Annotated in this window: 14 protein-coding genes and 1 tRNA gene; 8 read left to right on the top strand and 7 right to left on the bottom strand. The window is 56.3% G+C overall.

What is annotated here, in order from left to right; genetic code table 11:
* Positions 1-264: 264 nt before the first annotated feature.
* Together SH661x_RS15870 and SH661x_RS15865 are read left to right on the top strand one after the other, a co-directional pair.
* Complete coding sequence (locus tag SH661x_RS15870) at positions 265-1467, top strand: DUF1573 domain-containing protein (RefSeq protein WP_437223334.1); 1203 nt, start codon at positions 265-267, stop codon at positions 1465-1467.
* A 200-nt stretch (positions 1468-1667) separates the two neighbouring features.
* Entirely contained in the window at positions 1668-3023 is a 1356-nt protein-coding gene (locus SH661x_RS15865) for an MFS transporter (protein WP_437223333.1), read from the top strand.
* Between the two features lie 6 nt (positions 3024-3029).
* Here SH661x_RS15865 and SH661x_RS15860 read toward each other — a convergent pair whose 3' ends face one another.
* Positions 3030-4364, bottom strand: a complete 1335-nt coding sequence (locus SH661x_RS15860) for an outer membrane protein assembly factor BamB family protein (RefSeq protein ID WP_437223330.1) — start codon at positions 4362-4364, stop codon at positions 3030-3032.
* A gap of 1005 nt (positions 4365-5369) precedes the next feature.
* Between SH661x_RS15860 and SH661x_RS15855 the strand changes: the two genes are divergently transcribed.
* Positions 5370-5455: transfer RNA gene (locus SH661x_RS15855), tRNA-Leu, on the top strand.
* Between the two features lie 1051 nt (positions 5456-6506).
* On the opposite strand, the gene SH661x_RS15850 is transcribed toward SH661x_RS15855, so the two are convergent.
* Both SH661x_RS15850 and SH661x_RS15845 read right to left on the bottom strand, forming a co-directional pair.
* Positions 6507-8039 carry a neutral/alkaline non-lysosomal ceramidase N-terminal domain-containing protein gene (locus SH661x_RS15850; RefSeq protein ID WP_437223328.1) on the bottom strand — a complete coding sequence of 511 codons (1533 nt, stop codon included), beginning with the start codon at positions 8037-8039 and terminating at the stop codon, positions 6507-6509.
* A gap of 83 nt (positions 8040-8122) precedes the next feature.
* Positions 8123-9556 carry an arylsulfatase B gene (locus SH661x_RS15845; RefSeq protein ID WP_437223326.1) on the bottom strand — a complete coding sequence of 478 codons (1434 nt, stop codon included), beginning with the start codon at positions 9554-9556 and terminating at the stop codon, positions 8123-8125.
* 539 nt (positions 9557-10095) lie between these two features.
* On the opposite strand from SH661x_RS15845, the gene SH661x_RS15840 reads away from it, so the two are divergent.
* From SH661x_RS15840 to SH661x_RS15820, 5 genes are all read left to right on the top strand, one after another.
* On the top strand, positions 10096-11088 hold the full coding sequence (locus SH661x_RS15840) for a DUF1559 family PulG-like putative transporter (RefSeq protein WP_437223323.1): 993 nt from the start codon (positions 10096-10098) through the stop codon (positions 11086-11088).
* Positions 11089-11233: 145 nt separating this feature from the next.
* Positions 11234-11683 carry a carboxypeptidase-like regulatory domain-containing protein gene (locus SH661x_RS15835; RefSeq protein WP_437223320.1) on the top strand — a complete coding sequence of 150 codons (450 nt, stop codon included), beginning with the start codon at positions 11234-11236 and terminating at the stop codon, positions 11681-11683.
* Between the two features lie 107 nt (positions 11684-11790).
* The gene (locus SH661x_RS15830) at positions 11791-14814 is read left to right on the top strand and encodes a sulfatase-like hydrolase/transferase (RefSeq protein WP_437223317.1); all 3024 of its coding nucleotides are present in this window, start codon (positions 11791-11793) and stop codon (positions 14812-14814) included.
* Positions 14815-14916: 102 nt separating this feature from the next.
* Complete coding sequence (locus tag SH661x_RS15825) at positions 14917-16776, top strand: arylsulfatase (RefSeq protein ID WP_437223315.1); 1860 nt, start codon at positions 14917-14919, stop codon at positions 16774-16776.
* Positions 16777-16802: 26 nt separating this feature from the next.
* A complete protein-coding gene (locus SH661x_RS15820; RefSeq protein WP_437223313.1) occupies positions 16803-18344 on the top strand; it encodes a sulfatase family protein in 1542 nt (513 codons plus the stop codon).
* Positions 18345-18468: 124 nt separating this feature from the next.
* Here SH661x_RS15820 and SH661x_RS15815 read toward each other — a convergent pair whose 3' ends face one another.
* From SH661x_RS15815 to SH661x_RS15800, 4 genes are all read right to left on the bottom strand, one after another.
* Complete coding sequence (locus SH661x_RS15815; protein WP_437223310.1) at positions 18469-18915, bottom strand: hypothetical protein; 447 nt, start codon at positions 18913-18915, stop codon at positions 18469-18471.
* 7 nt (positions 18916-18922) lie between these two features.
* Entirely contained in the window at positions 18923-19885 is a 963-nt protein-coding gene (locus SH661x_RS15810; protein WP_437223307.1) for a DUF1559 domain-containing protein, read from the bottom strand.
* 138 nt (positions 19886-20023) lie between these two features.
* Positions 20024-21061, bottom strand: a complete 1038-nt coding sequence (locus SH661x_RS15805) for a DUF1559 family PulG-like putative transporter (protein ID WP_437223305.1) — start codon at positions 21059-21061, stop codon at positions 20024-20026.
* 327 nt (positions 21062-21388) lie between these two features.
* Positions 21389-22324: a LysR family transcriptional regulator gene (locus SH661x_RS15800; protein WP_437223302.1), complete on the bottom strand. Its 936-nt coding sequence runs from the start codon at positions 22322-22324 to the stop codon at positions 21389-21391.
* Between the last annotated feature and the right edge of the window lie 234 nt (positions 22325-22558).

Genomic DNA, 22558 nt, shown 5'->3' with positions numbered 1-22558 from the left:
GGGGCAATTCGTCTTCGGGCGGGATTCAGTCAGGACGATCTTGCGGTTCCCGAAACTGCAGACGACACCGATGAAGTGTTTTGGTTCGAGGGTTCTGGCGAAATTCACTTGCAAGCCCGATGAAAACCGTGAGCCGCGGCTGCTGAAACATTCGAAATCCCCCGGGCGGCGCTTTCCTGCTGACTGGCTGGTCACCCGGATTCCATTTATGATGGGCAGTCTCGATGCAGGTCTTCTGTTGTAGTCCAAGAGAGAGATTCCGCCGTGAAACCGTTGCAGCTGCTGGCTATTCTGACAACGTTTTTTCTTTGCCTTGCCGGACTGGCCTGGCTCTTTCGAGTCATGTCTCCGGAGAACGCTCCTCCCCAGGTCACTGCCCCCACCGAGGCCGCTGAAGACCCGGAACAGGAACCGGAAAACCCGGATAAGGACCATTACACCAAGAACCCGTTCAAGATCAGCAAGGGGGGAGAACAGCCTCACGCGGAACTCGTGGAAACCAAATACCAGTTCGGACGCATGGGGTTGGGCAAAGTCGGCAAGCACGATTTCATCGTCAAGAACACCGGAACAGCTCCGTTAAAAATCGCGCGCGGACCGACGCAGTGCAAATGCACTGTCACTGGTCTGAAGGATCAGGAAGTCCCGCCGGGAGGGGAAGCTTCGATTCACCTCGCTTGGGAACCCAAGAGCGACGGTCCCTTCGCTCAGAATGCCACCATCTGGACCAACGACCCGGAACATCCTGAACTGACAATCGGGGTCGAAGGGGAGATGTTTCACGAGATTGACGTGCAGCCTTCCGAAGGCTGGAAACTCAACAATCTGACCACCTCCGAGCCTACGACGTTTCGCGGCGCGATTAAGTCACCAGTGTTCGAGAAGTTTGAGATCACCAAAATCGAAACGTCCTCTGATCGGGTGAAAGTGGAATTTGCACCGATGACTGAAGAGGAGTTGCGAGGGCCCAACTACAACAGCCTGAGCGGTTTCATGTTGAACGGTGAACTTGCCGGCATCAGCGAGCCCGGGAAAGTGGACGAGACCGTCACGATCTACACCGATCTGCCGGACTATCCCAAATTCGAATTGCCTGTCACCGCCACACGAATCGGAGCGATCACCATCATCGGACCGCACTGGTTCGCGGGAGGTCCGATGATGGACCTGGGGAAAGTCTCCGCGGAAAAAGGGAAAGAGTTCAAATTCACAGTCATGGTTCCCCCGGGAGAAGAGGAATTCAAATTCACGGAAGTCGTCAATGACCCGGGATTCGTGACTCTTCGCCTTCAGCCGGAAAAGACCGGCAAGGAACTCTCTCGCGAACGTTATACGATGTTCGTGACGATTCCCCCCGGCAGTCCCAAAGGGATCTGGGGACCCGGTCGAGAAGGGAAAATTTCTATTAAGACCAACCATCCACAGATTCCTGAGTTGAACATCAGGCTGAACATGGATGTTGAATAGACTTGCCTGCAGAGAGGGGCGCCTCTCCGTCGCCCCTCTCACATCACGAACGGGGACATGCTCTCACCCCCTTCGCGATGTTCCTGCACAGCACGCTTTCGAGACTTTACGAGGTTCCCGGATCCGACGTTCGACTCTCGAATGATCACATCTCGGTCAACGCCTCCTCCGACCTTTTCGCAGAAACTTGATTGCCCCGGATGACGCACACTTCACAGGACAACCTGGTTACGGCATCGTCATCCCCCAATGCGCCCACGAAAATCCGTTACCGCGTCGTGGCGTGGCTCACGCTGGCGGCAGCTCTGGCCTATCTGTGCCGGAATTCCATCAGCGTGGCCGAAAGTCAGATTCGCAGTGACCTCGGGCTGAGTATCCGGACTTCCGGATGGATGATGGCGGCGTTTTTCTGGTCGTATGCCTTGCTCCAGGTTCCGGCCGGATCGTTCTCGCACAAGTACGGAGTCCGCATCGCGCTTTCGCTGTTTGCGTTCTCGTGGTCCGTTGCAATGTTCGCCACTGCGATTTCACCCGGACTCTGGCTCTTGATCATTGCACAGCTGGTGATGGGAATTGCCCAGGCAGGAATTTTTCCCGCATCGACTGCGTCGGTGAACCACTGGATGCCGATGTCCCAGCGGTCGTTCGGCTGCGGTATGCTGGCTGTGGGAATGCAGGTGGGGGCGATTGGTGCAGCTGTGCTCACCGGCGCTTTCATTGGCGAACTGGGCTGGCGATGGACATTTGCTTTGCTCTCAGTGCCGGGGATTGTGTGGGCGATTCTGTTCCTGATCCAGTTCCGTGATCGCCCCGAACTCTCTTCCAAGACGAACATCGAAGAATGTCGCTTGATCGCCAGCGGCCGGCCTCCCGAGCAGACCGAAACGGAAGCGGACGATGCTGGCCCCACGGACTGGGGAGCGATGTTCCGGCACTTCGGCATCTGGATGATCTATGGTCAGCAGATGTGCCGCTCCGCTGCTTATATTTTTTTCGCCAGCTGGTTCCCCACGTTCCTCCAGAAGACCCGAGGCGTCTCCATCGAACATTCCGGCTACATGCAGGGAATCGTCTTCGCAGGCGCGCTCGCCGGCGGTTTTCTTGGCGGGATCGTGACAGACTGGATCTGGAAGAAGACCGGCAATCTTTGGCTGAGTCGCAGCGGCGTCGGAAGCTTCTCGCTGGGAGCCTCAGGGATCTTGATTCTCGCCAGCTGGGGAGTGGAAAGCGCAACGATCGCCATGGCGCTCATTGCGACAGGCGTCCTGTTTGCGACGTTCGCAGGGCCAGCCATGTTTGCAGCTGTCATTGACATCAGCGGCACCCGCGTTCCACAGGTGCTGGGAGCTGTCAATATGACCGGAAATCTCGCAGTGGCCGTCTGTCCGATCATCGTCGGCGAAATCTTCGAACGGACAGCCAACTGGAACCTGGTGCTCGTCCTCTTCGCCCTGCTGTACCTCACGGGGGCCGTCTTCTGGTTATTCGTCGATCCCCGCAAAGGAATCTTCCATCACACAGAGACGCCCCCGGAACAGCCACTGGCTTCGAACTGAGGGCTGTCAGTCCCCCTGATCCCCCGCCAGCGAAACGGCAATGATCTCTTCGTCGTTGCGGACGTAGATGCAGCGGTTGGCAAATGCCGGCGGACACCAGACGACTTCACGTCCAAACGCAAAGTTGGTCGGCTTGATCAGGTGAGTGCGATCCAGTTCCTCGTACCCTTCTGGTGTGAGCTTCGCAATGACGAGGTCTCCTGTTTCTGTGAACATCCAGAAACGGTCTCCCTGTCGAACGAGGAATGCTGTGGCTGATCCCTGTGCCCGACCCTTGAAAGGCCCATTCGACTTCCACAGGATTTCACCGCTGGGAATCTGCACTGCCCGCAGCTCACCTTTCTCATGAAACCCGTAGATTAGACCGTCCGCAACGAAGGGCTGCACATTCACCGGCGAAATGCCGTGCTTGGGTTTGTCCTTCCAGATCACTTCCACGCCAGGCTGAACTTTTGCCAGCTTGACCAGCAGATTCTTCTCCTGAAATCCCCCGACATACAGATGGTCGTCCACGCGGACCGGGGTCATGATGATCGAACCGTTATCCGCACTGTAAGGGGTCTCCCAGAGCAGTTTGCCCGACTCCGGATCGACGGCATAGAGCGCGTCCGGCTTCATGAAGATCAATTGGCGTTCCCCGGCCACCTGCTGGATTGACGGGGGAGTGTATCCCTGCTCGGGTGCGGGACCGGTCCGCCACAGCTCTTTCCCGGTCATCTTGTCGAATGCCGCTGCATGCCCGAGATCCGTTCCGACGACGCAGATCAACTTGTCACCGTCGATGAGCGGATGGCTGGCGTAGCCCCACAGAGCGGACTTGGTTTTGTATTCTTCCTTGAGCTCCTTGGACCAGATCACTTTGCCGTCGGCGACGTTGAAGCAGATCAGACTTCCTTCGGCCCCCAGCGTGTAGACCCGCTCGCCATCAACCGTCGGTGTGCAGCGAGGCCCCGACGGATACGAAATTCCATAAGTGACCGGAGACTCGTGTTTCCAGAGAACCTTGCCTGTCTTCTCATCCAGACAGAGGACCCGTTCGGTCCCCTGATTCGTTGCCCGGTCAAAGTTGTCGACTTTGACATTCTCTCCTGTCACGTAATCCGTGATGAAGAGACGTCCATTCGAGACCGCAGGGCCTGCGTACCCACCCGCGAGCGGAGTCCGCCAGAGAACCTTCGGTCCCCCGTCCGGGAATTTCTCCAGCAGTCCGGTTTCACGCCAGATGTTATCCCGCTGCGGTCCCATCCACTGTGGCCAGTCATCGGCGGACGCAAGTCGTGCTGAAGTTCCCACAGCCAGGAGTGTCAAACACGTCGTCAGGATCCGGTTCAGAGTTATCATATGTCCTCATTCGAAATTGAGTTTCGCGACTGGACTCTCGGGCGACTGGCATCGTCAGGGAAATTCTAAAGCGAATCTCACGACATTGTGGCGTTCCGGCGGCGATAAACACAGCTTTCGAGCGAAAAATCCCCCCGAATCGCCGCCACACTCCCCTGAGGCAGGGGCTAGAGCGGTTTTGCCAATAATCTATTACGTTCCGCAGGCGATCATATGGACTTTCATGCGGTGAAAATCCTGAATCGCCTGCACATGATAGACCAAACTGGTCTAGACAAGTCATCGGAAAAATGTGGACCGGGCATGCCCTCAGCAAAGATCTGCCCAAGTCCACAGGAACGTTTGTCCCGCGATTCTGGAGCGAATCTCACGACAGTGTGGTGTTCCAGCGGCGATAAACAGAGCTTTCGAACGACAGATCTCCCCGAATCGTCGCCATGCTCCCTGGAGACAGGGACGAACACCACTCTGATGATAGGGACCGTTCCTTGAGAGATTCTCCTCGCCACGTTCGAAGCGAAATTCAAGAGCATAATTCAACAGGACAAAAGGCTTCCGGTCACCTCAAGTATTCCTCGATTCGATTGGATTGTGTTGATGACCAGCTTTTTCTGACCTTTTCTTTTGCTCATCCCGACTGGGGAATTGCGACAGCGGAGGTAAAGCCGTTCCTTGTTAAATTGCTTGAGAGCATTGAACCCCGATGGACCCTCGTTGGTGCTGCCGAAGCAGTGCCGCCTGCCAAGATTCGTTATCGTCCAGCGGTTCCTCGGGGCCGGGAAAGAGGGAACTCAGGGTAGGGTTTCTCGGCATTGGAAGGTTTTGTAGACTGGGCCACCTCCATCACACTGAGGTTCAGGTTTCAGTTGGTGAAATTGACACCCCGGATGCGACATTCCGGGTGTGCTTGTGTGACATTTTTAGGTAACTGGGTGTCAGCTCGGGTGTCAAACACCTGAGAAAAGCAACCAGAAATACTCAGGAAACGCGTGTTCTACGCGATGAGGCCGAGTGGCGGAATAGGCAGACGCACAGGACTTAAAATCCTGTGCCCCTGATGGGGCGTGCGGGTTCGATCCCCGCCTCGGCCATTGAGTTATGTCGAAATGCCAAAATGAAAAAACTCGCCAGATTTGGCGAGTGGCAACTCAAGTGGCAACCTCCGTCGTTTACTGGGTTTTCTTGTTCCGCGATGCCCAGAGACGTGAGGCAATATCCATGGCTGATCGACCGACGTCATATTTCATGGTCGTCTCTATGGACCCGTGATATTGCGGGGGCTGCAGAACTGCAGGCACTGCTCCAGTGACATCTGAGTTCCAGACGCTCCCCTTAGCTGCTGTCTCCGGGGGCGTGGAAGCGAATCGGTGGGAGTCTTCTCGCAAAGTCTGTGTTTATCGCCGCTGGAACTCCACGCATTCGTGAGATTCGCTCCACATCGTGATCGCTGGGAAACCCTGTCGCCCTTCTGGAATTCTCGCTTCTACGATCACTCGTGCTGCTACGCCGATGATCGGCAAAACGAACGCTCCCGTCGACGGTCCCGGACTTTCGACCTGGTGAACCGAAACCGCCACGGCACAAGTGATCGCGAACAACGTGGTTCAGATACTGAAAATTTAAGGGCTCTTCTTGTTGACCTGAAACGTTCGGGCGAATGGGAGCGCCCTTCCGAAATCACCAAAGCTGGCTTCAGGTGGAACTCAGAATTTGCCGGGGACGTCACCGTCGATCATGGCGCAAACTCGAGGCAACCTGTCGAAATGAACATTTCCGAAAGGATTGCTCAGATCTGTCACCCCTGCAAGCCATGAGCCCCACCCGTATGAAATGAGAATGGGGATGCCATCGCAGGGATGGGTGTTGAGATTCGATGTACAGATCAGGCTGCGTGGCCGATGACGAACCGTTGTGGCTTCGTCATGAAGTCTGCTCTCAGTTCGCCGTTGAAATCCGAATGAATCGGGACGCAATGGCTGACTCCTCCCCAGCCTCCACCTGAATTTGCACTGACTACGGCGAGTTTCATTCTCGGGGGCGGGTGGCCCGGAACCGAAGCTGCGAATCGGAATTCTGGTACCGCGCAGTGATCTCCCATCAATTTGGACAATCTTCACGATGCGCGTGGTGGAATCTCTCTGGTCAGTTTCCGGCTGCAGCTGCGTTACGTGTTTCTTCCGTCGCAGCAGCTCGAAGTAAGGTGACAGCCGCTTCCACAAGGCGTTCTCCGGAACCGGGCTGTACCAGTGAGTTGGCCACTTCGTAACCGCCTCCGGCGTAGGCGTGTCGATTCGGGATGTAAAACGTTTCGACACAGTCCGCCAATTCGATCACCAGTGTGTTGCGATACGGTGATGCTTTTTTGATGGACTGACCCAGCTCGGTAAATATTTCGCCCGGGAGAAAGACCATGGCCAGATCAGGACCGAATGTGAAAACCGTCACCTTCACAGGAAGGATCCCCTCGGGCGATTTCCGAAGTCGCGAAAGACCTGGCGAGAGATATTCATCGATATTGGGAGTTGCATCTCGGTCTGTGAGGTGGGACAGCATGAGCCGCTTATAGGCCACAACATGCTCGAGAAAGGGGATCTCACGTCCCGCCGCCACGGTCTTCAAGAGATCGAGGCTATGTTGCATGTCGGCAGATGTCACTTCTTCGAGAAGCAGTGGAACAATCGCAGATCGGACCTGCAGCTGAGGGTTGGGGACCGCGGTCAGCGTTGGGATCGCAGTGGTGATCGTCTCTCCCAGCGACTCGCCAATCTCAGGCGCCCTTCGCCTCACTTTCCCAGTGGGATCGGCGTGGTTGACGTCCCCGCAGCAGCCGTTTCCGAAGAGGGAAACGACATCGCTGCCAAGCGCTTTCTGAATCTGTTGTTCAATGGCATAGGGGTAATCGGCACTCCACTTTTCTCCGCCGGTGGTATCCGTATGTAATGCAAAGTTGGAGATCAGACCGGTGCAGACCTCGTCGCTGGCACGCTGAATTTTGATCATCCCCAGCTCTGGATCGATTGCAGCGGCAGAGCGTATTGAGCGCGGATCGTTCAGTCCAATCCATGTCACCACGCTGCCGTCCTGCATCACGGTGCGGCGGCAGTAGGAAACCTGCGTTTCCTGCTGTGTGGAACCGCTCAGCAGCTGAGCAGGTTGAGCTGCCGACTTGGCCTGCACGATCGCTTCACTGATCCCGCCAATCAGCTTTTCGATATACGCTGCCCCGACCTGATCCATTTCTGTTTTCATCGGACGGTCAGCATCCAACGATCGATACAGCGAACGAGTGTAGTCAGGTGCGGTATGCGAATGAGTGGCCGAGATCACCATGTTTTCAACTGGGATCCCGGTGGCTCGACTGGCACGCTCGCGCGCGAGTGTCGACAGGTCTGAGGAGACTCCCGTCAGATCACAACTCACCCACGCTGCCTGTGTATCGCCGTTGCGAAAGTAAACGGCCTTGGCCCAGAGCGGGTCCAGTGTTCCCTTGGAGAGACGAACGTAATAGTACCCGGCAATGGGAAACTCTGCCTGCGGCGTGATCTCCACCTGTGCCACGCCAACCTGCAGTTCATCAGACGCTGAAGCAGGGCTCGAGCCGAGAAGAAACGTTCCCGACAGCAAAAAGAGGCCGAACCAGCGAAGCGACGTGTGACGTTTCGGAGATGTCTGCATGTTGAACTTGCACCTGGATTACAGTGAAGGCGGATTGTCGTTGACTCGGTGGACAGTCTGTCCATCTACCTGTGGGCTGCTCTTCATTCACCCCAGACGCGGGGGGGCTGAAAGTTGTCCGGCTTGGGGCCGCTCCGCTTTGCAGGGACCGCTTGTTTCTCGAGTTCCTGGTATCTTGACTGTAACTCTTCCAACTTTGAAGGCTGGTTCTCTGCCAGATCATTCTTCTCTCCTGAGTCTTCCCGGAGATTGAAGAGTTCAAAACCGGGCTGCCGGGCTTCTCCATCACGAGGTTTGTTTCCGCTGCTTTTGACCAGTTTCCAGTCACCGACACGAATTGCACCGCCATTGGGACCGATGTTGAGAATGATCTCTTCATGGGGAGAGGGGGCTCCCTGCGTGATCGTCGGCCAGACATCTTTTCCATCGAGCGGAAGAGGTTGCTCAAGTGAAGCGCCCGCCAGCTTCAGCAGCGTTGGATACCAGTCCACGACGTGCAAGGGTTCGTTGACGACAGTGCCCGGTTGAATTTTTCCTTGCCAGAACGCGAAGGCGCAGACTCTTACGCCCCCTTCGTACACCGTGGCTTTCCCGGCACGCAGCGGTCCGTTGTCAGAGACCTCTCCGGGGTTGACGCCGCCGTTGTCGCTGGAGAAGAGGAACAGTGTGTTCTCCAGTTCTCCCTGGGCCTCAACGGCAGCAACGATCTGTCCGACCGCTTCATCCATGGCTGCCAGCATTCCGGCGTAGGTTTGTCGTTGCTTACGGAAATGCGAATAAGGCTCGGAGTAATTCTTCGGGACATCCAGCGGTCCATGGACAGCGTTGAACGGAACGTACAGAAACAGAGGCTTCTCCCGATCTCTTTCCTGCACGATTCGCACTGCTTCTTTCGCGATCAGGTGGGTGGAATACCCTTCATCGTGATTGACCTGATCGTTCTTGTGCCAGTCGAACCCGCCATTCATCACATGGGTGAAGTAGTTGACCGCTCCGTTATAGAGGCCGTATTGATGGTCGAAGCCCCGACGGGTGGGAAGGTAGTCGCGGTTGACAATTCCCAGATGCCACTTGCCGACAATCGCCGTCTCGTACCCGACTGACTTCAGCGCCTGGGGGAGAAGTCTTTCTTCCAGCGGAAGACCGTAGTCCGCCCAGGGGGAGATGACACCCATCTGCAGGCCGTAACGAAACGGATAACGGCCGGTCAGGAGCGCAGCCCGCGTCGGGGTGCAGAGGGGTTGAGCATAAAACTGTTCCAGCTGTGCCCCGTTCTTCGCCAGTCGGTCGAGGTGGGGCGTCTTGATCTCGGATCCACGCCAGCCAACGTCGGCAGCGCCGAGGTCATCCGCCAGAAAGTAGACGATATTTGGCCTGGGTGCGGTGTCTTCCCCCTTCGCCGACGTCCCCAGGGAGGCGATCCCCCCCACCGTTAACAGCATCAGGCGAGTGAGGCAGATTCTCAGTCGACGTCGGGGACCGAATGAACGGGACAGCGGAATCAGAATGGTCAACATGGCTGCGAAATCCTTGTTCGCGGTTGTCTCGATGATCCCATTACGAAACCGGATTTCATCGATTTTGGTTGATCGTCTTCAGCCAAAGTACATCGCCAACGACATAAAGTGCAAATGTTCCGGCATCGTCGTGACAAATGGCAAACATCTTTCTGGAAGTGGTGCATTCTGTAACTGCCATATTTGTAGCTATTTACGGAATCTCGGATTGCCTGTTATCCGGAATAATCCGCATTTTCAGGATAAAAATGCGAAATCTCACTTTACAATCGCATGCGAAGGATCGATAAATCCACGACCCGATTGGTAGTGAATTGGTTGCCCGAGGTTCGAAGTCCCTCAGGCTGGCCGGGGTTGACTTTGTCGACCGCTCGTCGCTGCCCATTTGAGTTTCGGGGAGAACGCCTTCCGCTGGTGCCCATCGGCGAGAAGTCCCTAAGCCCCGCCACCGGTGTCAACAAAATTGAAATCACCTGCCTCCATGGCGGCGTCCTGAACGCCCCACCCCAACGTTTTGATTCAATCTGAAGGAGTTTCTCGTGAAGCGTCTCACCCAGCGGCCTCGTCCCGCGTTCACGCTTATTGAATTACTGGTGGTCATTGCGATTATCGCTGTGCTCATCGCGTTGCTGCTGCCAGCTGTGCAGCAGGCCCGCGAGGCCGCACGCCGGTCTCAGTGCAAGAACCACCTCAAGCAGATTGGTCTGGCGCTTCACAACTACCACGACATCTTCAACACTCTTCCCCCCGGAGTCGTGCACAAAGCAGGAAACCTCAACGTGGGCGGGTTGGCAGGTTACGGCTGGGGAGCATTCATTCTTCCCCAGCTCGAGCAGACGGCCCTGTTCAATTCCATGCGAGTGAATGAAGTTGACCTGGACCAGCTGCTGCGGGACTCAGCGAACCCTGAGCTGCAACGGCTTCCGAAAACCTCACTGTCGTTCTATCGCTGCCCGTCAGACACTGCTCCTGACCTGAACGTCAACCGGGACTGGAGCAGCACGTATTCTCCCTTCTTCAACAACCAGCCAGTGCATCTGGCGACCTCGAATTACATCGGGGTGACCGGAACGAGATGGACGACTCCCAACGGGTGGTCCACCAACAGGGAAGATCCCTGGGGAGTCTTCTGGGGAAACAGCAAAGTGCGGTTCCATGACGTTACCGACGGCCTGACCAATACCGTTTTTGTTGGAGAGCGAGACGGTCTGGGCTGGGCGGGTAACTGGGTGGGTCACATGAATTACACCACCAATCAGGTCGTGGGAGCTCGCCAGAACCTGGGCATCATGAACACGAAGATCAACGACCCGTTGATGCAGCCGGATAACGTCACCCCACGCACCAGTCGCGCTTTCAGCAGCATGCACACGGGTGGGGCACACTTCCTTCTGGGCGATGGATCTGTCCGGTTCATCAGCGAAAACATTGAGTATTCAGACACAGGGTTGAATCAGGCGAACCCCACCACGCTGGCGCTGTTTCAGAAGCTGGGACGTCGCAATGACGGTCTGGTGAACGGCGAGTTCTGAGTTTCGGGTGAAAGAACAGGCACGGGAAGCCGGGGGCACATCCTCCCGGCTTCCCTGTCAGGACCCGGTGAAATTGAGGTTTCCGGAGCAATGTGTGTCCGGAGAGTGATCGAGGAGAAGATTTGAGATGCGTGGAGTGATCAGATTGTCGTCAACGGTTTCATCTCCAGCCACACTGCTGGCACTGGGAACGATGCTGGCGTTGACATTGTGCGGCTGTGCTGAGGACGGACCGAAACTCGGAGCGGTCTCCGGGAAAGTGACGCTCGATGGCGAGCCGGTTCCGTCCGCGTATGTCGTCTTTCAACCGATCGATCCTCCCGGAACCTATGGATCCGCTTACACGGACAAAGATGGAACCTATGTGCTGCGATTCAGCCGGACGCGTGACGGTGCGATGATCGGGAGGCATGAGGTGAGCATTACAACTTCTCCGGACGATGACAGCGAACCAGAGCCGAAGTCCGGCAAGCGTTCGGCAGCTTCCAAAGGCCAGCGCACGCGTTTGAAGGGGACATTTGAGCGAGAGGTCAAGAAGGGATCGAACGTGCACGATTTCGATCTCGCTGAACAGGTTCGGAGTGCGTCGCGCTGAATTGGCGAACGCATCGTCTTCCTCACGAAGTTCTCCTCGCAAATCTCAATCAGACGACGTGGCACAATCGTGGCGTCGTGCTGTGTCAGAACCAGATTGAAACGGACATGATGACTTCTGTTTTCAGAACCAATAAGTCAGTGCAGCATCTGACTCGGACGTTGCTGGGAGTCGCCAGTGTTGTCGCGGTCCTGGCTCAGGCTGAGGCTGCTGAGCCCGCTGTGCAGCGTCCCAATATCATCCTCTGCATGGCGGACGATCTTGGCTGGGGAGATCTGGGTTTTCATGGTCACCCGGAAATCAAGACGCCGAACTTGGATGCCATGGCCAAGGCAGGCGCACGGCTGGACCGATTCTACGTTGGCGCTCCGTTGTGCATTCCTTCGCGGGCCGCGTTTCTGACGGGCCGAAACGCTGTCCGATGCGGCATGGGGAACGAGCGAGGGGCGATCACCCATCTCCGGTCCGAGGAAGTGACCATTGCTGAACTGGTGAAAGCCCAAGGGTATGCCACAGGACATTTCGGCAAGTGGCACCTCGGAATGCTGACTCCGGATTACCGGGGTGAAAAGTCGGTCCTGATGACCCCCGGCATGTCCGGCTTTGACGAGTGGTTCTCGAGCCCCTCCGCTGTTGCGACTCATCATCCTTATATCCACCCGGGCCCCATCGGGAATGCCGTTGGTGGGCGGTCGGATCCCCAACCGATTGATCTCCGGGCGGGATATATCCATAACGGCAAGCCGTTGGAAGAGCCGCTGGAAGGCTGCCCCGCTGAGATCGTGATGGACCGTGCGCTCTCGTTCATTCGCAAGAATGCGTCTGGCGATCAGCCGTTCCTTGCGGTGGTCTGGTTCAACCCTCCGCACACTCCCGTTGTGGGACACCCGAAGTACATGGCGGAGTACTACTCGCATCTGCCGGAGAATCTGCAGCACTACTACAGCGTCGTGACCGCGGTTGACGCTCAAATGGGGCGTCTGCGAGAAACACTGCGTGAACTGGGGATTGCCGACAACACGCTGGTGACATTCGCCAGTGACAACGGGCCGGGTCCACCGGTCGGTCGAGACAGAAATCCGGACGCGCGACTGCAGGGGTCGACCGGTCCGTTTCGCGAGCGAAAGGCTTCTCTCTATGAAGGAGGAGTGAGGGTACCGGGCCTTGTGGAATGGCCGGGGAAGATTCAGCCTGACACCGTGATCACAGCCCCCTGTTCAACGCTGGATTACCTGCCGACGATCGCCAGTCTGCTGGGGATCAAGTTGCCGGACCGTCCCTACGACGGCATCAACATTCTGCCGCTCCTGACAGGCAAACAACAGGAACGCGGACGCTCGATTGGATTCCACTTTCGCGACGCCCTGGCCTGGTCAGGCGAACGGTTTAAATTAATCGCTGCTGAGCAAGGTCGAGGTCAGACGGATGCAGCGACTGACTTCGAAAATAAGCGATTCGAGCTGTTCGACCTGAGCACCGATCCGGGTGAATCGCAGGACCTCTCCGCTCAGCATCCCGATGTTGTCCAGTCGATGAAAGCGGAACTGAAGGAGTGGGTCGACTCCGTGGAAAAGAGTCGGGTCGGCAAGGACTACGAGGACGCTACGTCCGCAACGACACCAGCGGCAGCCGCCCCGGCAACGATGCCGACAAAAGTCGCCACCGCAGTTCCGGCCGCACCGGCAGACAAAACACGCCTGTTTCTGCTCTCTGGTCAGTCCAACATGGCGAATATGGACCCGGACGTGTCCTTCATGCCGGAACTCCGCAAAGCGTTTCCAGATGACGAACTGATCATGGTGAAGGTTGCCTACGGGGGCCGTCCGATTGCCCGCTGGGTCCCGCGCGGCAAGATCTATTCAGAGCTCCTCGAAAAGACGAAGCAGGCCATCGAAGGAAAAAAAGTTGACTCAGTCACTTTCGTCTGGATGCAGGGGGAGCGTGATCATCAGGAAGATGACACGACCCGCACTTACCGAGACAACCTCAAGACTCTGTACCAGCAACTGACCGAAGACCTCGGACGCGAAGACATCCACTGGGTCATCGGCCGACTCAGTGACGCCCGACTCGGAACACCGAACTGGGATACGATCCGCCAGATTCAGGTGGATGTCGCAGAAGAGCATCCACTGGCAAGCTGGATCGATACCGACGATCTGAACGGACCGAACAATGAAGTTCATTGTCCGCCCGAGGGCTACGCGGAGATGGGGCGCCGGTTCGCCCAGGCAGCAATTGACCTGATTGGTCAGTCAGCAGGAACAAAGACACAGTCAGCAGTTCCCGAGGGTGTGAACATTCGCATCATTCCCCTGGCGAAGCCGCTGAATGACCAAAACGGTTTCGCACAGTGGATGTACCCCGATCAATACACGGCTCAAGACATCCTCGAGTTGATCGCGGGACTGAAGCCGACCGTCCTTGAACGCTTCATCACCGGCAAGCAGAATTATGATGCGCCTGTGCCGGTTCGCGAAGGGTCTCCCCCAATGACGGTGGGACAGTTTCTCAACGCAGCGACTGAAGCCGGCGCGCCTGATTGCGTGATCATTCCGAAGCTGAATCTGACATGGATCACCTGGGGACGCGAAGCGTATTTCTGGGAGGCGGCCCAGAACAATTTTGACCTGCCCCTGGATCGCCCGATCCGGATTGTCAATCTTGACAACTGGCTGGACTATCTCAACAAGCATGGCGAGGACGCAGCCAGGAAACTCCTCCAGCGGCTCAAGGACATTGGCTACGAGCAGATCGGAGTCAATATGGCTGGGGGGTACCGGGAAGGCTATGGATACTTTTCGTTCGCGGATTTCCTCATCAACAGCCAGACGTGGGAAATCCGGCTGAGCACCCTGGAGAAGCTGAAGAACGATCCGCACATCAACCAGTATTATCTCTACATCGACTATCCCGGGCAGATGAACAATTTCATGCAGTTGAGCGTCGATCAGCAGGCGGATGTCATCACCAAGACGATTCGGCCGGCCGAGAAGGAACACGGGTTCACGTTCGTTTACCCCATCCTCTTCGATGCCTGGGACGCCACTCGACAGAAGACGAGTTCGGACGGACCGTATCAGGGGGCCACTCTTTATGAAGTGATCCAGGCGTCGACGAATCCAGGATAGAACAATGTCACTTTGATTGTTCTCGACGGGGGGCTGAACTGTGATCGACGGGCCCGTTCAGACAACACACGCAGATCGAAGTTGAGGGGACGCAGTCAAGCCATGCTGCAGCGACACAGCAACCGGATGCAACTCTTTGATATCGCCTCCGTGATTCTTCGCGCAGCCTCTGTGATCGTGACTGTTCACCTTTCGGGCGTCGTTTTCGGGGACGAACCGACTGCAGCGACCACTCATCCGAATGTTGTTGTCTTTCTCGCGGATGATGCGGGGTGGGGAGATTATCCACTTTCCGGCAACCGGGACGTCGACTTACCTCACATCAGTTCGATCGCTCAGCAGGGAGTCTCGCTGGAACAGTTCTTTGTCTCTTCTCTCTGTTCACCGACACGTGCCGAGTTTCTGACCGGCCGGTATCACCCACGGACCGGAGTTACAGGTGTCTCCACAGGCCGGGAGCGAATGAACCTGGACGAACGGACAATCGCTGACGTCTTCCACGCGGCCGGCTATGCGACTGGAGCGTTCGGCAAATGGCACAACGGCAGCCAGTGGCCATACCATCCCCGCGCCCGTGGCTTCGACCGCTATTTCGGACATACCGCCGGCCACTGGGGTGAGTACTTCGATGCCCCGCTGGAGAATGATCACGGAGAGTTCGTTCGCCCCGAGGGTTATATTGTTGACGTCTGCACGGATGAGGCGGTCCGCTTCATTGAATCGAACAGATCACGCCCTTTCTTATGCTATATCCCCTTCACGACTCCTCATTCGCCATGGGCCGTCCCTGAGGAAGACTGGCAGCGGTTTCGCCACAAGCCGATCACCCAACGAGCCACGTTGCCGGAGGAAGAGGATGTCGATGTCACGCGTTGCGTCCTCGCGATGCTGGAGAATCAGGATGCCAACGTGGGCCGCGTGCTTGCGGAACTGGAGAAGTGGCAACTGACGGACAACACGATCGTGGTCTACTTTTCGGACAATGGTCCCAACAGCTGGCGATGGAACGGGGGCATGAAGGGACGAAAAGGGAGCATCGACGAAGGGGGAGTTCGAGCCGTCTGTTACCTCCGCTGGCCCGGTCATTTGCCTGCGGGTGAAGCGGTATCCCCCATCGCCGGCGCGATCGACCTGCTGCCGACATTGACCTCCCTGGCAGGCATTCCGCTTGTCTGTGAGAAGCCGCTGGACGGAGTCGATCTCTCCTCTCTTCTCAAGAATCCGCACACGTCGTCGCCCGACCGACTTCTCTTTTCGACATGGGGTGGAGGAGTGAGTGTTCGATCACAAACTCACCGTCTCGACCGTGAGGGCCAACTCTTCGACATGCGGAACGATCCCGGGCAGACAACACCATTGAACGAGCAGGAGCCGGATATTACGGCCCGCCTGAAGAACGCGGTCGCTGACTGGACGGCGGATGTTCTGGCTGCGTCTCGATCGGCGATTGCAGCTCCGAGAGGAAAGAAGAACATTCCGGACCCGCGTCCCATTGCCGTCGGGTATCCCGAGTTCCCAGTGACGATCCTTCCGGCGCGTGACGGGGAGCCCCGGGGAGAGATTCAGCGGAGCAGTCCGGCGCCAAACTGTTCGTACTTCGTCAACTGGACCCGGCTCGATGATGAAATGGTGTGGCTGATCGATGTGCGGACGCCGGGACGGTACGCTGCCAGTGTTGATTACACCTGTCCATTGCAGGATGCCGGGGCGACCATCGAACTCTCGCACGGTAAACGCCGTCTGACAGGAAAAGTGGAACCGGGCTGGGACCCGCCTCTGTATTCCAATCAGGACACGCTTCCCCGTCCCGCCGGGGAATCACAAATGAAAGAATTCCGTACCCTGACACTTGGGGAAATTGATCTGGATGCTGGACAAGGACCTCTCGTCCTGAAAGCACTCCATATTCCCGGAAAGTCCGTCATGGACGTCCGGCGGGTCACACTGAAGCTCATCAAGTAGAATCAAGACGTCAACAGGAAATCGTCGTGAAAAGATCAACTCTGGCACTCGTCGCTGCACTGCAGCTTGTGTGGTCTTCAGTCCCGGAAACTGTCGTGGCTGATGAACGCCAAAGACCGAATATCGTCTTCATCTTTTCAGACGATCTCGCCTGGCAGGCCATCAGTGCTTATGGGGACCAGAGAAAACTGCTCGATACCCCGCACATGGACCGAATCGCGAAGGAAGGGATGCGATTCGACCGCTGTCTGGTGCCCAACTCGATCTGCGGACCGAGTCGGGCCATTGTGCTGACCGGGAAGTATTCCCATCTCAATGGATTTTATAACAACGTCAATTCCCGGTTTGACGGATCGCAGCAGACGTTTCCCAAACTGTTACAGCAAGCCGGTTACTCGACAGCATTGATCGGCAAATGGCACCTGGGATCCGATCCAACCGGCTTCGATCACTGGCACATCCTCCCAGGGCAGGGGATTTACTACAACCCTGACATGATCAAGATGGGGAACAAAGAGAAGCAGCCCGGATATGTGACCGACATCATTACAGACATGTCCATCGACTGGCTGAAGAACCGAGACAAGTCGAAGCCGTTTCTGCTGATGTGCCAGCACAAGGCTCCTCACCGGGAATGGTCACCGGCGCTGCGTCATCTGGGCTGGGATAACGACGGTGTCTATCCGGAACCCGAGACACTCTTCGATGACCTGTCCGGTCGCGCTGAGGCGGTTCGCAACCACGACATGGGTCTGGAACGGACGATTCTGGATCTCGACGTCAAGCTCGCTCCAGTCCCGGGGATGACAGACGAGCAGCGGGCGGAATGGAACAAATACTATGAACCCAGAAATGCCGCCTACCGTGAGGCGAATCTGTCAGGACGTGATCTCGTCCGCTGGCGCTACAACCGGTACATGCACGACTACCTGGGGTGTGTGAAAGGGGTGGATGAAAGCGTCGGCCGCCTGCTGGATCTGCTTGATCAGGAGAATCTGTCCGACAACACCATCGTGATCTGTGCATCTGACCAGGGTTTCTATCTCGGCGAACATGGCTGGTTCGACAAGCGCTGGATCTTTGAAGAATCGTTGCGGACGCCGATGCTGGTCCGCTGGCCAAAGGTGGTTCAGCCCGGCAGCGTCAACAGTCAGATGGTCTCGTTGATCGATGTCGCGGAAACGTTACTGGAAGCTGCTCAGGTCCCGGTGCCGGACGACATGCAGGGGCGAAGCCTTGTTCCGATTCTGAGTGGTCAGACGCCTGCCGACTGGCGAAAGAGCTTCTACTATCACTACTACGAATACCCTGTCCCGCATTATGTGCGCCCCCATTACGGAGTGGTCACCGACCGCTACAAACTGGTCCGGTACTATCTCCCGGGGCAGGAAGAAGAATGGGAATTGCTCGACCGTCAGCAGGACCCGTTGGAATTGAAAAATTTCTACACGGATCCCGACTCCGCCCAGACTGTCGAGGAGCTGCGAAAGGAGCTCGATCGGCTGCGAGTCGAGTTTCGGGAAACCGAAGACCCTCCCCGTGCCGCGTACGGAAACAGACCGTTCTAAGGAGAGCGCGTTGAGAGGATTCTCCTGAAGCGCCTTCGGAATGAGGACCGTAAGCACGTTTGAAGCGGATTCAGCACAAAGCGGCCCGGAATGTTTGAAACTCCGGGCCGCGGTCGTGTCTGATTCAGTCTTTCAGCTCATAGCTGAGCGGTGCCATTCCCGGAGCGACGTCGACCTCAAACCCAGAGGTTTGAGGCTTGCTGTACTTCTCGGGGATGAGGCTCTTCGGGAGGACAACTTCCGCATTCGGGACTGGAGCGGCAGAGACATCTGCCTCGGTCTGGGGAGCGATTTCACGGCTGACAATGGCAACCTGATACTTCCCGGCCTTCGCCCCCGGCGAGGAGGATGTGGTCGTCATGGTGAATTTACCGTCCTTGATCTTGCCAAAAGAGGCATGTCCTTTCATGGCATCGACAGGAGTGAAAAAGACTTCACCGTGAGTGAGCGGCTGGCCTTTGTACGAGACCGTCCCCGTCACCGGAACCATATCCGGCAGCGACGTCACGGAGCCTCCCCCGCATCCCACGATGCAGGCGAAAAACAGCAGGGAGCAAATTTGATGTTTCATCACGATCTCAGTATTCCCCAATGGGTTGTCGGTCGGCCTTGTTTCCGAGCAGATTGAACGTCAGAAAATCAATGTTCTCATTCAGAAAAACAACACTGCCGTCAGCCCGCACAGCATGGGCACCACCAGTGTGAGAACTGGACATTCCCAGATTCCGCTGCAGGCAGGTGGTCGCATTCACGCAGTACGGAACACCGCCGGCAGCCGTAACATCGCGTCGAGGGCTGTTGATTTTGTTCCCCGTTGCAACGCCATAAGCATTGACATCCCAGAGTCCGTAGTAGTAGTTCTGCTGAGGCGTCACTTCGCACACCATCAGTGTATTGCTGGTCCCGTCTAACACATCGGCGACTTTGCAGCAGTATGCGGAAGCCCAGTTTCCAAGTCCGAACATCCCGGAGAATTTGTTGACCTTCGCCGAAGTGGCTGCCGGGTTGCAGTAGATGGCGAATGAGGTGCCCGCGAGTTCGCAATCCGAATCCGTGTTCGAGTAAACCGCCGGGCCGGCGCACACAACGTAAGAAGCCCCGTGTGATGGCATCTGATTATAGACGCCAATCTTTCCTGAGTCGGGATTGCTGGGGCATTTCTGGAATGCCATCTGAATTCGCTCAAGTTCGCTGCGGTTGGGCGACACGCTGTTTGTCACCGAGAAGCTCAGCTTGTTGTATAGCCCCGCCTGATCGACAAACGGGAGGAGCAGTTCGTTGATGTTGTGGTAGTTTGTGACGGGACTGTCCGAGATCATGCTCCCGAACGGAAAGGTGGCATGAGCCTCGTGGTAATTGTGCAGGGCCAGGCCCAGCTGCTTGAGCTTGTTCTTGCAATCTGAACGCCTGGCCGCCTCGCGAGCCTGTTGCACGGCAGGGAGCAACAAAGCTACCAGCACAGCAATGATCGCGATCACGACCAGGAGTTCAATCAGCGTAAAGCCCGCGCGGCGTCTGAAAATCGCATGGCTGGAGTTCATGTTGAGTCTCGAGTTTGTCGACTTTGAGGAGTCAGGAAGAAAACGAAAAATGCTTGGGAGTTTGGTGATCCCGGCGTCCAGGTTCAAAAGAGCCTTCCCAAATGAGTGTCAGAGGCTCTCCGTATCCGCCGTTCGCTGTCAGTAGGCTCCCACGACCTGCCCATCAGACTTGTTTCCAAGGTAGTTGAACGTGGCGAAGTCGATGTTCTCGCTCACAAACACGACACTTCCGTCACCGCGGAGAGCGTGCGATCCCCCGGTATGCTCGCTGGACATGCCAATATTCTTTGCAAGACACTCGTATGCAGTGCCACAGCCTGTGTACCAGGGTGTATCGATTGCATTCAGCATGTAGCGCCGCGGGCTGTTGATTTTATTGCTGGTGACAAAAGCGAGAGCATTGACGCCCCACATTCCGTAGTACCAGTTTTGCTGGGGGAGAACTTCTCCGATCATTAATGTATTGCTCAATCCATCGGTAACGTCACGGACTTTGCAGCTGTAACCGCTATCCAGATTTCCCATACCGAACATCCCTGACTTAGTCGTGACGCCGGATCCAGTGCAATAACTCGGGTTTGCTGCAATGGTGCAGTCTGTATTGACTTCCATGTACGCCTTGGGACCCGCACAGACGATGTACGATGCGCCGTGCTGAAGCGTGAATGGATCGTATGAGCCGAGGATCCCGGCTTGCGGATTACTCGGGCATTTCTGAAAAGGCATTTGCCGATTCTGAAGCAATGCCCGGTTGTTCCCGGCAGCAGTCGTGTTTGAATTCGAGTAGGAGAAGTTGAGCTGGTTGTAAAGTGCCTGCTGCTCGACAAACGGCAGAATCAATTCATTGATATTGTGATTGTTGGCCGGCGCCGGGGTGATGGTCCCGTAAGGAAATCTGGAGTGGACCTCATGGTAATTGTGCAGAGCCAGTCCCAGTTGCTTGAGCTTGTTCTTGCATTCCGAGCGACGGGCAGCTTCGCGGGCCTGCTGTACGGCCGGAAGAAGCAGGGCGATCAGCACAGCAATGATTGCGATCACCACCAGGAGTTCGATCAGCGTGAAGCCCGTTGAACGTGCGGGCGGTAAGGAACGTTTCTTCGGCTGAGGAGCTATTTTGAAAGAGAGAGAGAGAGGGAAGCGACCGGGCACAAGATCGAGACTGCACCTCATAGCCATAGAACGACTCCTGAAAGCTTGAAAGAATCAAAACGAGGAGATCAGAACGACTTTCCGCGAATGCGGCGTCAAATATTGATAGAAAATCTGGACGAGGCGGTGTTCATTGTGACTCCGACATATAGTGAATGCAAGATTCGTTTGACGTAGTAAATTTGAAACCTGAGTGCAGACAAAAGAGAAACATGCGATTTGGAAATCAAGGTCGGTTTCGAGCCGAAATTCAGTCGCGATGGGGTGAAGAAAACGCGACCAGGGCGATGCGCGCTGCGCCGTCTGAGCCTCATGGCAATTGAAGGCGGAACCAGTATTTTCCGCGGTCGACCGCTACTTCAGCGTCTCCTTGAGCAGGTCGATAAACGCTCGCTGCGTGGGGTTCTCTGTGACGCGTCGCAGACTGAAGCTGTAGCACATCACCGACGGCAGACAGTGCTTGAGAGATCGTTGACAGAGATCCGGATCGGGCAGCGGATTGTTGCCAACCCGTCCCCCCAGGCCGATCCCGTACCCCAGCTTGACACAGCGATGAACCGACGAGGCCAGCGACAGGTCCAGTCTTCGTTCGGGATTCTCAAAAACACCGGCCGCTTCAAGGATCGCCCCTGCTTCATCGTCAGAATAGATATAACTTCCACGACGGTTCAGAACGGGATATTTGGCCAGATCCTTAGGCATGATCCGCCGCTGCTTGAACAGCGGGTGTCCCAGGGGCATGATCACCATCGGTTCAATCTCGTAAACGGGCTCCACCACGAGGTCTTCGGTTCGTGGGCAGACCCCGCGGTTTCCGATGACCAGATCGACTTCGCCGGATTCCAGAAGGTCGTTCCCCTGCAGGCTCAGGACCTCCTTAATCTTCAATTGAATCTCGGGATACTTCTTCTGGAACTCGTCAAGCACGGGCATCAGGCCGTCGATGAAACTGCGAGGCAGTACCGCGACGGTTAACGTCTTCGGGGCCGCGCCGCACATCTGCAGAAAGCGATCCTGCAGCGATTCGAACTCCTTGACCATCGGCGAGGCAATGGCTGCCAGAAGCAGCCCTTGCTCGGTCAATTCGCTGCGGCGACCGTCGGATTCCACAAGTTTCTGGTCGAACAGCAGCTCAAGCGAACGGATCTGTTTCCAGACGGTTGAATTCGAAATGTTCAACGATCTGGCTGCCGCAGCCATGTTTCCCAGTCGGGCTGTTTCGCAATAACTCCGCAGCTGGGAGTACGAAATATCCTTGTAGAGCAATGCTGGTTGGGACTTCCGGGCCATGATCAACTCCCAGGGGGACTGGAGGACTGAGATTCTCTTTTGTCTGCAATCAGGTTTCATATTATTACATCAGAAGAATCTTGTGAGCAATCACCCCCGCTGTCAGACTGAATTTAGCTTCGGTGCCAGCTTCGATCAAAGTGTGAGGATTCGGATCCTCGCACATCTGATTCTGTTCGTCGTTCTTCCATTTCAGCTTTGGAGTGACTCGTGATACTGAGAGGCTGTTGTGCC

The sequence above is a fragment of the Planctomicrobium stercoris genome (genome assembly GCF_051465655.1).
In the GTDB taxonomy this organism is placed as follows: Bacteria; Planctomycetota; Planctomycetia; order Planctomycetales; family Planctomycetaceae; genus Planctomicrobium.
The sequence above is the reverse complement of the archived record's forward strand: the minus strand, read 5'-3'. Positions and strand labels throughout refer to the sequence as shown.

What these genes read in the sequence shown, in the direction of transcription:
- SH661x_RS15865 (WP_437223333.1), top strand. Translation starts at nt 1,668, where the DNA reads ATGACGCACACTTCACAGGACAACCTGGTTACGGCATCGTCATCCCCC.
- SH661x_RS15860 (WP_437223330.1), bottom strand. Translation starts at nt 4,364, where the DNA reads ATGATAACTCTGAACCGGATCCTGACGACGTGTTTGACACTCCTGGCT.
- SH661x_RS15850 (WP_437223328.1), bottom strand. Translation starts at nt 8,039, where the DNA reads ATGCAGACATCTCCGAAACGTCACACGTCGCTTCGCTGGTTCGGCCTC.
- SH661x_RS15845 (WP_437223326.1), bottom strand. Translation starts at nt 9,556, where the DNA reads ATGTTGACCATTCTGATTCCGCTGTCCCGTTCATTCGGTCCCCGACGT.
- SH661x_RS15830 (WP_437223317.1), top strand. Translation starts at nt 11,791, where the DNA reads ATGATGACTTCTGTTTTCAGAACCAATAAGTCAGTGCAGCATCTGACT.
- SH661x_RS15825 (WP_437223315.1), top strand. Translation starts at nt 14,917, where the DNA reads ATGCTGCAGCGACACAGCAACCGGATGCAACTCTTTGATATCGCCTCC.
- SH661x_RS15815 (WP_437223310.1), bottom strand. Translation starts at nt 18,915, where the DNA reads ATGAAACATCAAATTTGCTCCCTGCTGTTTTTCGCCTGCATCGTGGGA.
- SH661x_RS15810 (WP_437223307.1), bottom strand. Translation starts at nt 19,885, where the DNA reads ATGAACTCCAGCCATGCGATTTTCAGACGCCGCGCGGGCTTTACGCTG.
- SH661x_RS15805 (WP_437223305.1), bottom strand. Translation starts at nt 21,061, where the DNA reads ATGGCTATGAGGTGCAGTCTCGATCTTGTGCCCGGTCGCTTCCCTCTC.
- SH661x_RS15800 (WP_437223302.1), bottom strand. Translation starts at nt 22,324, where the DNA reads ATGGCCCGGAAGTCCCAACCAGCATTGCTCTACAAGGATATTTCGTAC.